Origin of the sequence: Winogradskyella sp. Asnod2-B02-A (assembly GCF_045063645.1) — a bacterium.
Taxonomy (GTDB): domain Bacteria; phylum Bacteroidota; class Bacteroidia; order Flavobacteriales; family Flavobacteriaceae; genus Winogradskyella.
This window is the reverse complement of sequence record NZ_JBEFOG010000013.1, coordinates 1-12,365: the sequence shown is the minus strand read 5'-3', so window position 1 is coordinate 12,365 and position 12,365 is coordinate 1. Positions and strand designations below refer to the sequence as shown.

14 protein-coding genes are annotated in these 12,365 nt (G+C 29.5%); all 14 read left to right on the top strand.

The features are described 5' to 3' along the window. The first annotated feature begins 185 nt into the window (after positions 1-185). The 14 genes from ACJJVO_RS00255 to ACJJVO_RS00190 all read left to right on the top strand — a co-directional run bounded on the left by ACJJVO_RS00255 (position 186) and on the right by ACJJVO_RS00190 (position 12,111). On the top strand, positions 186-764 hold the full coding sequence (locus ACJJVO_RS00255) for a hypothetical protein (protein WP_405568990.1): 579 nt from the start codon (positions 186-188) through the stop codon (positions 762-764). 185 nt (positions 765-949) lie between these two features. Then, complete coding sequence (locus ACJJVO_RS00250) at positions 950-1,714, top strand: 3'-5' exonuclease (protein ID WP_405568988.1); 765 nt, start codon at positions 950-952, stop codon at positions 1,712-1,714. Between the two features lie 145 nt (positions 1,715-1,859). Beyond that, positions 1,860-2,687 (top strand): hypothetical protein, encoded by an 828-nt coding sequence (locus ACJJVO_RS00245; protein ID WP_405568985.1) that lies wholly within the window; start codon positions 1,860-1,862, stop codon positions 2,685-2,687. 161 nt (positions 2,688-2,848) lie between these two features. Continuing rightward, complete coding sequence (locus tag ACJJVO_RS00240; RefSeq protein WP_405568983.1) at positions 2,849-3,481, top strand: hypothetical protein; 633 nt, start codon at positions 2,849-2,851, stop codon at positions 3,479-3,481. A gap of 585 nt (positions 3,482-4,066) precedes the next feature. Further along, a complete protein-coding gene (locus ACJJVO_RS00235) occupies positions 4,067-4,591 on the top strand; it encodes a hypothetical protein (RefSeq protein WP_405568981.1) in 525 nt (174 codons plus the stop codon). A 138-nt stretch (positions 4,592-4,729) separates the two neighbouring features. Next, on the top strand, positions 4,730-5,866 hold the full coding sequence (locus tag ACJJVO_RS00230; protein WP_405568979.1) for a hypothetical protein: 1,137 nt from the start codon (positions 4,730-4,732) through the stop codon (positions 5,864-5,866). A gap of 186 nt (positions 5,867-6,052) precedes the next feature. Beyond that, entirely contained in the window at positions 6,053-7,000 is a 948-nt protein-coding gene (locus tag ACJJVO_RS00225) for a tetratricopeptide repeat protein (RefSeq protein WP_405568977.1), read from the top strand. Positions 7,001-7,184: 184 nt separating this feature from the next. After that, positions 7,185-8,273: a T9SS type A sorting domain-containing protein gene (locus tag ACJJVO_RS00220; protein ID WP_405568975.1), complete on the top strand. Its 1,089-nt coding sequence runs from the start codon at positions 7,185-7,187 to the stop codon at positions 8,271-8,273. Positions 8,274-8,447: 174 nt separating this feature from the next. Next, the gene (locus tag ACJJVO_RS00215; protein WP_405568973.1) at positions 8,448-8,831 is read left to right on the top strand and encodes a hypothetical protein; all 384 of its coding nucleotides are present in this window, start codon (positions 8,448-8,450) and stop codon (positions 8,829-8,831) included. Between the two features lie 253 nt (positions 8,832-9,084). Next, positions 9,085-9,630 carry a DMP19 family protein gene (locus ACJJVO_RS00210; RefSeq protein ID WP_405568970.1) on the top strand — a complete coding sequence of 182 codons (546 nt, stop codon included), beginning with the start codon at positions 9,085-9,087 and terminating at the stop codon, positions 9,628-9,630. Positions 9,631-9,794: 164 nt separating this feature from the next. Continuing rightward, the gene (locus ACJJVO_RS00205; RefSeq protein ID WP_405568967.1) at positions 9,795-10,601 is read left to right on the top strand and encodes a DUF5677 domain-containing protein; all 807 of its coding nucleotides are present in this window, start codon (positions 9,795-9,797) and stop codon (positions 10,599-10,601) included. Between the two features lie 153 nt (positions 10,602-10,754). Continuing rightward, the gene (locus tag ACJJVO_RS00200; protein WP_405568965.1) at positions 10,755-11,303 is read left to right on the top strand and encodes a hypothetical protein; all 549 of its coding nucleotides are present in this window, start codon (positions 10,755-10,757) and stop codon (positions 11,301-11,303) included. A gap of 169 nt (positions 11,304-11,472) precedes the next feature. After that, positions 11,473-11,712 (top strand): hypothetical protein, encoded by a 240-nt coding sequence (locus ACJJVO_RS00195; protein ID WP_405568963.1) that lies wholly within the window; start codon positions 11,473-11,475, stop codon positions 11,710-11,712. Beyond that, positions 11,713-12,111, top strand: coding sequence for an ACT domain-containing protein (locus tag ACJJVO_RS00190; RefSeq protein WP_405568960.1), 399 nt, complete (start codon positions 11,713-11,715; stop codon positions 12,109-12,111). Positions 12,112-12,365 lie beyond the last annotated feature (254 nt).

The window sequence follows — 12,365 nt, the reverse complement described above, 5'->3', positions numbered from 1 at the left end:
AGCGGATTGTGGTTAGTGAATGAACTATGGAAACAGTCTTTATCGGAAAACGAATTAACTGAATTAAAACGAATAATATAAAGCACTACTTACAACACCGTATATAATTTATTGCTGGCTTCTTGCCCACTTGCGAAAGTCCTCGCGGACTTTCTTGGTCGGTAATTATTTACTAAATTAGGTGCTTGAAACACGCAACAAACCATATACAAAACCGTTGGCAACAAGCTGAAAAACGAACTCAACGAAAAAAAATGAACTCAAGAACAATCGAGAAAAATATTGGAAAACCGACAAAAATCGATTGGAAAAAACCGAAAGCAATTGGAAGTTCATCATTTTATCTAAAGTCTTTTAAAGCAAAAAATAATTCGACGGAATTTATAAAAGAAAACTCTAAATGTAGTTTTGAAAAATATTCAGGAGGAATTCTTTTAAGGTCAAACTTGTCTAATAAAACAAGTGCGTTGACAATAAAAGAATCGGAAATTGAATACATAAAATTAATACGTGGAAAAGAAAGCGTTGAACCTCTGACTTTATCACCAATGTGGATTATGTTGAAATTAGGAGTTTCTAAATTAATTGCGAGATATTTTAGAATTGTGCTAGGAGAATATTCAATAGAAGAAATGAAATTAAAAATCGAGACTGAAAATCAAAATATGGAATTCACGCAAAACGGATATATATTTGAAAGACAATTGAGTTTCTTTAAAAACCTGAACTACGGAGAAAAATTAATAATTGAAATGAACGAATAAAATAAAAATCGGAACGAAAAAAAGAAAGCCTGTTGCCAACAACATATATAATTTATTGCTGGCTAATTGCTTACTTACGAAAATCCTCGCGGATTTTCTTGGTCTGTAATTATTTACTAAATTAGTTGCTTAAACCACGCAACAAACCATATATAAACACGTTAGCCATAATATAAAACCAACGAATGGACTTTTTAATAATCATAATTGCAATCGTATTAATTATAGTCGGATTTAGCAGAATGAAAAAGTCGAATAAAAACACTTCGACAACTAATTCTGGAAAAAAACAAGTCGTAACAAAGACAATTAAAAAAGAATTTGCTTTACAACCCGTAAAAAATAAAAGTACATTCAAACCAATTGCATTAATCCTCGACACAGAAACAACTGGATTAATAAATGACAATTCGATTAGAGTTACAAAACAAAATGTTATTGACCATTCAGACAACTTTCCAAGAATTGTTCAACTAGCTTTTATGTTAGTTGATATAAATGGAAATTACGATGGAGAAACTTTTTATATAAAACAGAAAGAGGATATTCCAAAACAAGCAATAAAAATTCACGGAATTACGAACGAAATATGTGAAAAAGAAGGCGTGGAATTAGAAAAAGCTCTATCTGCTTTGACTGTTGCCTCATCAAAAGTTGATGACATTGTTGGACACAATATTGCGTTTGACTACAAAGTATTGCACGCTGAATTTGTAAAAGCTGGAATTCCGTTTTCATTAAAGAAAAAGAACAAAGTTGACACAATGAAATTGACAGGAAAACAACTTGGACATAAATATGGATTTAAAATTTCATTATATAATTCAGCTGACAAATTGTTTGGGAATAAAAAGGAATGGCAAGCACTTAAACCAAATTTGAAAGAACATAATGCCGAAAGTGATATTATAGTGACTGCGTTGATTTATAATATGCTGAATGGAAAATAAAATACTATGGCTAACACCGTATATAATTTATTGCTAGTTCTAACCTACTTACGAAAATCCTCGCGGATTTTCTATTCAGTTTTTATTTGCTAAATTACGTGCTTAACCACGCAACAAACCATATACAAACACGTTGTGTACAATTATGAGAAACTTTCTGCTTATCATTTTAATTTCAGTTTCTACTTCGAGTTTTTCGCAAGTAAAAATTGACACATCTGAAATTAAATCGATAAGATATGAATGGAATATAAATCCGAAAACTAGCGATACTACTCTTTGGACAAAACTGACTGAATATAAAAGTGGATTCTATCATGAAAAAATGGAATTCCTAAATGACTCGTCGAAGTTTGGACATTTCTTTATCTACAAAGGAGAAAAAATAGAATCTCAAAAAAGAGCAGATATTGAAAATCATGTTTCTGGAATGGGAAACGGAATTATAAATATTTACTACGATAAATTCAAAAATCCTGATAGTATTGTTTTATTAAAATATGAGCCAGATTTTAAAAGAATCTCAACTACAATTGAAAAACAATACAAAAGAAACAGAAAACTTGAATTCATAACGGATTTAGACGGAAAGAACTACTACAAATACAATCTATTTGGAAAACTCAAACGAATTGAACATTACAGAGATTCTGTTTTGTATAGAATAGATAATTTCAAAAATGGACTTTTGATTTCCGAAACATTTCCTACTAGAAAAAAACACCGAAAAAAGTTTACTTACGAATATAATAAGAGAGGTCAATTAGTAAAAAGAGAGGACGACGATTATCATTTCTATCGCTACGATTACAACGAATTTGGAATTAGGAAAATTGAGAAAGTTTACAAAAAAAAGAACGCTGTCGTAGAGTACACTATTTTCAATTATGATAAAAATGGAATTCTCAAAAGAAAAAAAGAATTCGCTCGAAATGATAAATTGAGGAACGAATTTATATATGAATACGAATAAATAACTGTACACAACAACGTATATAATTTATTGCTGGCTTCTTGCCTATTTACGAAAGTCCTCGCGGACTTTCTTGGTCTGTAATTATTTACTAAATTAGTTGCTTAAACCACGCAACAAACCATATACAAACACGTTATGTGCTAGCTGAAAAAACATCGATGAAACAACAAAATTTAGTCATTTTAATAATATTATTTTTCATTTCAAGTTGCGGAATGAAAACAAAACAAGGGCTGACTGAAAACTATGACGAAAATAAGACTGAAATACTTGAGCTAAAGAATCACTATAATAAAATTGTCCCTGAAGACTTTATAATCCGAATAAGATTTAATTCATCCGACAATATTGATTTCTTTGTTTACCAACCAATTGAGAATTCAGAAAAGCGTGAATTACTTTTTCAACAATGGGATTTAGATATTGACGATTATGAACCTGAAAATCCGCGAAGTGATTATGATAAAAAATATCACGGAATAACAAATTCATTTATAGAAGTTAAAGAAAAATTAGACTGGACAAATCAAACATTTATTGATTTATATAATAAATTGGACAATGTGAATTGTATGGGAATCTCTAACAGAAACCCAACAGAAATAGAATACGGATTTAAAGGAATGGGAGCTTTTAGTTATTTAATATTTGATGAAAATTTGAATTTAGAATTACAAGAAAAATATTCAGATGACTGCTCTCAAATGTTTTATAAAGAAAACGTTGTGCTGAATTATGGAAGTGGAGCAATTGGAAGTTTTTGCACACCCGAATTTAAACGAACGAAATAAAGCCGGCACATAACACCGTATATAATTTATTGCTTGGTTCTAGCCTACTTACGAAAATCCTCGCGGATTTTCTATTCGGTTTTTATTTGCTAACTTTAGTGCTTAAACCACGCAACAAACCATATACAAACACGTTGGCATTAATACGAAATGAAATTAGAATACACATTAAACTTCTCGGATTTTTTAGAATATCAACTTTATGTTTCTTCTAAATCTGAACTGCATAAAAAGAACAGAAATAAGTCAAGAATTGTTGNATTTAGATGCATGGTCGGCTGGAAGACAATTATTCTATTTACCCAAAGATTCAAATCTAGATATAGAACAAGAATTATTGAAAAAGTAAAAACTAGAGATAACAACGTGTATAATTAATTGCTTTGTTCTAGCCTACTTGCGAAAATTCCTGCGGAATTTTCACGGGTTCGTAAAAGTTTGCTAAATTAGTTGCTGAACCACGCAACTAACCATACACAAACACGTTACCTGCAATTATGAAAAAACGCCTGTAACTAAACAAAAACGTCAGTTCACTCATTTAAGGTTTTTGAATAATTATGTAAAGAGTAAATTTGCAAACAAATGAAAAAATTTAGTTTAATAATATCAGTTTTACTTCTGAATCTCAACTTGGGTTTTTCTCAAACCGAATCTGAAATTGACTCTTTACTAAATATGATTGCGGAAACGGAAAACTCAAAAGAAATAATAAAAACTAATCAAGCCGAACAAATAATAGCATTTGGAGAGAATTCTTTGATAACTCTTGCGGAATTTTTTACGGATTCAACCTTGACTAAAGTTAAATCGGAATGTTATAATCGGAATTTGACTAAAGGAGAAATTGCAATAATAATGGCTGATAGAATTGAGCCTATGCCATATTTTACAGTTACTAGAATTCAAAATTGCACGCTGACTTTTTGCGAAAATAATCCGAATCGAATTGAATATTATTTTGGTATTGACAATTACCTGAATGGCAAAGTATTTAAAGAAAGATATGTGGAATGGTTATTTAGAAATGACAGGTTAAAAAGAGCTAAAGGAAAAGATAGAAAAAAACGAAAGAAAATATTAAATGTATGGAAAAATAACAGCAGGTAACACCGTGTATAATTAATTGCTCGGTTCTTGCCTACTTGCGAAAATTCCTGCGGAATTTTCACGGGTTCGTAAATGTTTACTAACTTAGTTGCTTAACCACGCAACTAACCATACACAATCACGTTAGCAAAAATTAATATGAAAATAACAAAACTACTTTTAATCTTTACCATTGTGCTAATTTCATGTACCAATGATTCAAATAATTCTGAAGAATCGAATAATAATAGTAATTTTCAAGAACCAGAATATGTAATGTTGATACCTGAAGCAACCCCTATTTCTTCAATAGTTCTTGACGATAATATACAAATCGTTTACGCAGAAAGTAATTTTACTTATAAAATTAGTCAAGTAAATTCTAACGGATTTATAGAGTGGACAAGAGACCTTGAGTTGTTAGATGACTTTATTGAATTTAGTTTATTCAAAAAAATAGGTTCTGTTTTATATTTTATTTATCAACAAAACGATGGTCTCAAATTTATAGAATTAGATATTAATGGTAGCGTTACGAATAATGGTGTTATTTCAAATACTAGATATAATCGATTACAAGCAAATAGTGATAAATTTTATGCAATGAAGTATGAATCTAATAATGTAATTATTAATAGTTATACATATACAGGTAATTTTATTGAAACTAATAATATAACAACAAACATATATGCAACTCATAACTGTAAAGTCTTGATTAAAAACGATCTTTCATATGTTTTTGGCCAAGAAAATTTTATAGCAAATAATCCTTTCTTTTACGAAAATTTTTATTGTGAAATTTATAATTCTTCATTAGAATTGTTAGGCGATTTTAATATAAACTTAAGCAATAAAATAGGGAACGAACAGCTAGCTTTAGTTCTTAATAATGGAAACATTCTAACTAAAAACTATAATGGTAATATTAATAAAACTCAAATAGAAATTTTTGATAGCAATGGTAATCTATTGTTTGATAACTCTTTTAATGAACGGCATGGAGCATCTAGGATTTTAGAAGACAATAATGGGAATTTAAGATTAATATTAAAAAATGCTAGTGCCATACCAAATGAAAAAAACATGAGATTAATTACTTTAACTCAAAATTTAGAAGTTGTTTCTGAAAGACGATTAGGAAGTGATAGTGATGTTGGTGACAATGTGAAAGAAATCATTGAAACAAACGAATTTATATATTTAATTGGAGGTACAGCTGGCACTGATGGTGATTTTGACATCCCAAACAACAGTCACACAGATGATCTATTTATTTTTAAACTAGAGAAATAACTTTTGCTAACACCGTGTATAATTAATTGCTTTGGCAAGTGCCTATTTGGAAAATTCCTTCGGAATTTTCTCGCGTTCGTTTTTGTTTACTAAATTAGTTGCTTAAACACGCAACTAACCATACACAATCACGTTGGCAGCAATAGTCAAAAAATTCCGTAATCATTTGAACACATAGTTATAATTATGAAAAACATTATCTTTATACTAACTATTCTTCTTATTCCAATTGGAATTTTACTCAGACTATATGACATAGTTGGTGGAAATATTCTGTTGACTTTAGGCTTTTTAGGATTATTAATTTTTTATGTAAAAAGAACAATTAGTGGATTTCAAAATAAAGTTTCGAAAAAAATTATTGTGCTAAACATCTTATTAGTATTAATGTCTTTTTGTCTATTCACAAAGTATCTCTATCATATTTTTGGAGATTATCCAACATTGATAATTCTTCCAATTTTCATAATTTCTGCTCTAGTTTATCTAATTACCGAAAGAGAAAAGCAAACAAAATTGACAATAGTAACATTACTATATTTAATATTGACAATTCCTCTATTCGGTTTTGAATTTAACGAATCACCAAGACCTTATATACCTCAATCTTGGTATGATAGATATGGTGAACCTAAAAGTTATTTTAAATCAATACCTTTCGAATTTGAACTTCCAGAAACTAAAAAACTTAATGACAAAGGAAACGACTTAAAAAACCAACAACTCTATTCTGACGCGATAAAAGTATATGAAAAAGGGAGAAAACTAGAGCCTAAAAATCTAAGCTTACTTTTTGAGTTATCCGAAGCACACGCTAAAATAAACGAATTAGAAACTGCAATTGCTTTACTCGATACTGCAATAAGTATTAATCCAAATTATCCTGAATTCTATAACAACAGAGGTTTACTCTATTATAAAATTCGTAAAGATAATGAGGCTATAGAGGATTATAATCGAGGTATAAAATTAGATTCTACTCAATCCTCATTTTACGCAAATTTGGCAATGGTTTATTATTATCAAGATTCACTTGAAATTGCTTGTTCGAAAATTAAAAAAGCGGAATCACTAGGTTTAGAAATAACCGATTTCAAATTACTTAGAGAAATAAAACAAGAACATTGTGAATAAAACTACGGCTGCCAACACCGTGTATAATTAATTGCTTGGTTCTAGCCTACTTGCGAAAATTCCTGCGGAATTTTCACGGGTTCGTAAAAGTTTGCTAAATTGGTTGCTGAACCACGCAACTAATCATACACAAACACGTTATATTTAATTGCTCAAAAAATAATCCGAACAAAAATCATAAACAATGAAGCAAACTTTACTTTTACTATTATCTACAATTTTATTTATTAATTTATGCTATTCTCAAGTTGCAAATGGACCTTTGGTTAATGAACTATGCGATGATAATGTAGAGTCTGATGGCGATTTTTCTAATGACTCTTCTCAATTTGATTTAAGTGTAATGGATTATCAAATTCTAGGAAATCAAAATCAAACAGATTTCACAGTCACTTACCATTTAACACAAGTAGATGCAGATAATAACATAAACCAACTTCCAACACTTTACACAAATGTTATTAATCCAGAAACAATATATGGTAGAGTTAGTGAAAACAGTTCATCAAACTATGACACAACAACAATCACTTTGATAATAAATAGTTTACCAAATATTAATTTGAGTGGAGATTTATTTATTTGTGATACTGGTTCAACGACACACATAAACACCAATCTTTCTGAGACCGACTATTTCTTCTATTGGTATCTAAATGGTGTTTCTTTAATGTCCTATGGAAGTAGTCTTAATATTGACCAGTCTGGAAATTATGACGTAATTGCAACCAATTTTCTTACTCAATGCTCTAATCAGTATTCATTCAGTATTATAGAAATCGACTGTAGCGATTCAGATTCTGATGGAGTAAAAGATTCTGACGAAGATTTAAACTTTAATGGAAATTTAGAAGATGATAATACTGATATGGATAGTTTAGCAAATTATTTAGACGATGACGATGATAATGATGGTATATTGACAATCGATGAAGATTATAACAATAATGGAGACCCAACAGACGATGACACAGACAATAGTGGAATTCCAGATTATTTGGAATCGAATGTTGCTTTAAGTATTGAGTCATTTAAAAATCAGAACTTAAAAATGTTTCCTAATCCATCTAATGACTTAGTTACTATACAGTATTCAAATCAAATTTCTAATATCTCTATTTACAATGTTCAAGGAAAAAAAATGAATTTAAAAACTATAAATAACTCATTTTCTGAAATAAAATTTAACGTAAGGGATTTAGAAAACGGAATTTATTTTATCAAAATACGAAATGATTTTAAGGAGACTATTATGAAATTGATTGTCGAATAATTAAAACGATATGACTCACTCATATGTCTCACAACTAAATATAACACCGTGTATAATTAATTGCTTTTCCGTGCTTACGTGCGAAAATCCCTTCGGATTTTCTATGTCGTAAGTATTTGTTAACTTAGTCGCTAAACCACGCAACTAACCATACACAAACACGTTGTGCAACATATGAGAAAAACCATATTACTAATATTAATTTTGATTTTATTTCATAGTTGTGGAAAAAAATATGGCGAAATTAAATCTGATTTTAGAAACCCTGAAAAACTGATTATAGAAACGGAAAAAGAAAAAAAAGAAACAACTGATAAAACCATTATATCGGAATTTCTTACTCTTACGGAAAATGCTTACGAAATTGAACCTCATAAATGTATGTACAATTTCAAAATTCATTTAGTGAATGACAAAAATGAAATATTGACTTTTTATTTAACAAAAGGTCATTCGCAAAATTATTATGAATTTAGTAATAACGGAACTTTTGAAATGGATAAATCAAAGTTTGAGAATTTAATAAAATCGTTAGACTATGAACTTTCGGAATTATAAATACGTTGCACAACAACGTGTATAACTAATTGCTAGTCAGTGCTTACTCGGAAAATTCCTGCGGAATTTTCTACAGGTTCGGTTTCTTTTATTAACTTAGTTCCTGCCAACGCAACTAGCCATAACACAAACACGTTAGCCACAATGTAACCAAGCAATGAACAAAAGGATAATAACGATAATGATTCTAACTTCTATTTTAAGTTTTTTCGGTTGCAAAGGAAAAAATGAACCGAATAAGGAAAAATCTGAAATGGATTTACTTATCGAAAAAAGCGTTGATGAATTCAACAATCGGAAAATTTACGAAAAGCTATCACCCGAAATTTTGACCAATATTCCTGACGACAAATTGGAACAGGCAATTATGGACAATATTGATACCAACTTTGAAAATGGAGAACATTACACTTTAGATAAAATGTCAAAATTAACTAAAGGACAACAAGCAGTCTTTTCGACTTGGTGGCTAGAAGCAGAAGTTAATAATGGTGGATTTAATCAATTCTACTTTAATTCAAGTGGACAATTTGCTGAAATGGCTGAAATTGGATTTAAAACTATTGGAGCGGAAAAATTCTCGGAATTGACTTTACGTGCGAATAGCATATTTACGGAAAACAAAGAGAGACTTGAGGAATTTGACGATGGAACTATGAAAAGTTTTAGCGAATCATATAAAGACAATCCTTTAAACGATTTGGACACTGAATTTTATAAACTGTATGATTCCGAAAATATAAGTGATTTACGAATTAAGTATATTAGAGAAAATAATAAAGAATTTATAACTGAATAAAACACAGTGGCTAACACCGTATATAATTTATTGCTAGTTCTAGCCTACTTACGAAAATCCTCGCGGATTTTCTATTCGGTTTTTATTTGCTAAATTAAGTGCTTAAACACGCAACAAACCATATACAAACACGTTACCTACAATTTCAAAAAAAACAGAACTGATTGAAAGAACAACCAAATGTAATATCGGATTTTGAACTACTTACCGAAATTGGTTGTGATTTATCTCAACATTTTCGCGGAATATATGTTGATGACGAAATAAAAACAAAATCAACTCATCTACTCGCAAAAGCAATAGACAACAGTTTTTCAATTTTAAAACTAATTCCTGATAGTAAATATTCAGATGACAAAGAAAACTATCTTGACATTTCTTCTGTTTTCTCTCTTTGTCGGAATTTAATAGAATTATCAAATATTTTCTGGTATTTAATAGATGATAACATTGAACAGAATGAATTTGAATTTAGAATTGATATTCTAAATTACCACGATTATATTTCAACCGATTTAATTTTTAATAGAATATTTTACGACGAAAAAAATGTTGAATATTTAGAAAATAAAATAAGTGAATTTAAAGACAAAATTGAAAACAACCCTCACTTTGAAAAATTAGATAAACAAACAAAAAAGTTCATTCTCAACGGGAAAAAAAGTACACTTTTAACTCAATTTGAAATCGTTAAAAAACGTGATTTAGATTTAGAAGAGTTTCGTGCTTATTATAAGTTAATGTCTGTTCATACACATTCATCGCCAACATCTGTGACACAATTAGTCTTCACACAAGGAATGGAAACTGATGGTGAATTTAATAATTTGATGTTATCATTTTTGATTATGTATTGTGGTTCATTTTTAGCCAATTTAATTAAATCCACAACTGAATTATGGGAAATGAAATTTGCAAAGACAGAATCGGAAAAAATTATTAATGAATATGTATCAATACAAAAACTGTAGGTAACAATGCATATATTTTATTGCTAGGTTCTAGCCTGCTTACGAAAGTCCTTGCGGACTTTCTATTCGGTTTTTATTTACTAACTTAGTGACTTAATCACGCAACAAACCATATACTAAACCGTTGTGTGTAATTTGAGCAACTTCAACTGAATGAACAAAATCATAAAAAAATTAGACTCGAAAAGTGAACAAGCGTTGAATTATATGCTCAACAAATCAGTTCAATCAATTAAATCTGGAAATTTTCAATTGGATGTACGAACTGATTTTATTTTGACTACAACAATATCAATAAATATAAGTCGTGAGGAATATTTGATAATCACAAATGAATGGTCAGATACACAAAAAGAGGGAATTAATTATTTCGAATTAAACGCAAGAATTGAGAAAAAACCAGCTGACATAAAAACAAAGAAAGACCCAAAACTAAAAAACTCGCTTATCCACTATCCGAATTTTAGTTCACTTCTTTTAGGTGCGACATCCAAGCTAACAGAAATAATTGTTTACGAAAGAATTGAAAAAGGAGAAATCGAAGAAGTTAAATACGATTCTGCTATTTTTTTTAAAAGAGCAGATAACCTCTGTTTTTTAATAAAAAATGATGATTCGATTACAGGATATTTAAAATTAGTCACAAAAGACAAACAGATTGAGATAGAACTTTCTGAATTAAAGCAAAGAATAAAAATATAAATAGAATAAAAACTACACACAACACCGTGTATAATTAATTGCTTTATTGAGCTTACTTGCGAATATTCCTGCGGAATATTCACGGGTTCGTAAATGTTTATTAACTTAGTTGCTTAACCACGCAACTAACCATACACAACAACGTTAGCAACAAGTTGAAAAGCAACAAATGAATAATATAGATTGGATTGGTTTTATTGGAGTTTTTCAAATACTATTAGCATACATACTTAATGTAATTGGCAAAATAAAAAGCACTGATTTGACTTTTATTTTACTGAACCTTATTGGTGCAAGTATGGCTTGTTTTGCTTCAATACTTATGGAATACATTCCATTTATAATACTTGAGGGAGTGTGGACTATTGTATCTTTAATTTCGCTTATAAAATATAAAACAAAACATTAAATGGCTGGAGAAACAAATTTATCGGAATTAATAAAAGGGATGACGCCTAAACTGATTGATGGAGAGTATGTGTTTTCGACAATAAAAGATATTAATATAATTGACCGAAAAGATACTATTTGTGAATTCAAAGAAAAAGAAGGAATAACTATTGTTATTGAGAGAAAAAAAGCAGACAAACTGAAATTGAACTATGAATATATCGCTTCTTGGATTACACTTATGATTCACTCATCTCTTGATGCTGTAGGTTTGACAGCTATATTTTCAACGGAATTAGCAAAAAACAATATTAGCTGCAATGTAATTGCTGGTTATTATCACGACCATATTTTCGTTGATAAAAAAGACTCAGACAAAGCAATTAGAGTTTTAATAGAATTATCTGAAAATCAATAATAAAACCAGTTGCTAACATCGTGTAAAATTAATTGCTAGTTCTAGCCTACTTACGAATATTCCTGCGGAATATTCTATTCGGTTTTTATTTGCTAAATTAGTTACTTAAACACGCAACTAATCTTACACGTATTCCAAGATCAAATCCTAGTAAAATTTAGTTTTATTTTTTAAGCTGCATATTGCTGAAGGACCACATACGGTGTTCCTCTTTTTACCACGGCAAATGCCCTAGCTATCAACTTATTCCTAAC

What these genes read in the sequence shown, in the direction of transcription:
- ACJJVO_RS00250 (WP_405568988.1), top strand. Translation starts at nt 950, where the DNA reads ATGGACTTTTTAATAATCATAATTGCAATCGTATTAATTATAGTCGGA.
- ACJJVO_RS00245 (WP_405568985.1), top strand. Translation starts at nt 1,860, where the DNA reads ATGAGAAACTTTCTGCTTATCATTTTAATTTCAGTTTCTACTTCGAGT.
- ACJJVO_RS00240 (WP_405568983.1), top strand. Translation starts at nt 2,849, where the DNA reads ATGAAACAACAAAATTTAGTCATTTTAATAATATTATTTTTCATTTCA.
- ACJJVO_RS00235 (WP_405568981.1), top strand. Translation starts at nt 4,067, where the DNA reads ATGAAAAAATTTAGTTTAATAATATCAGTTTTACTTCTGAATCTCAAC.
- ACJJVO_RS00230 (WP_405568979.1), top strand. Translation starts at nt 4,730, where the DNA reads ATGAAAATAACAAAACTACTTTTAATCTTTACCATTGTGCTAATTTCA.
- ACJJVO_RS00225 (WP_405568977.1), top strand. Translation starts at nt 6,053, where the DNA reads ATGAAAAACATTATCTTTATACTAACTATTCTTCTTATTCCAATTGGA.
- ACJJVO_RS00220 (WP_405568975.1), top strand. Translation starts at nt 7,185, where the DNA reads ATGAAGCAAACTTTACTTTTACTATTATCTACAATTTTATTTATTAAT.
- ACJJVO_RS00215 (WP_405568973.1), top strand. Translation starts at nt 8,448, where the DNA reads ATGAGAAAAACCATATTACTAATATTAATTTTGATTTTATTTCATAGT.
- ACJJVO_RS00210 (WP_405568970.1), top strand. Translation starts at nt 9,085, where the DNA reads ATGGATTTACTTATCGAAAAAAGCGTTGATGAATTCAACAATCGGAAA.
- ACJJVO_RS00200 (WP_405568965.1), top strand. Translation starts at nt 10,755, where the DNA reads ATGAACAAAATCATAAAAAAATTAGACTCGAAAAGTGAACAAGCGTTG.
- ACJJVO_RS00195 (WP_405568963.1), top strand. Translation starts at nt 11,473, where the DNA reads ATGAATAATATAGATTGGATTGGTTTTATTGGAGTTTTTCAAATACTA.
- ACJJVO_RS00190 (WP_405568960.1), top strand. Translation starts at nt 11,713, where the DNA reads ATGGCTGGAGAAACAAATTTATCGGAATTAATAAAAGGGATGACGCCT.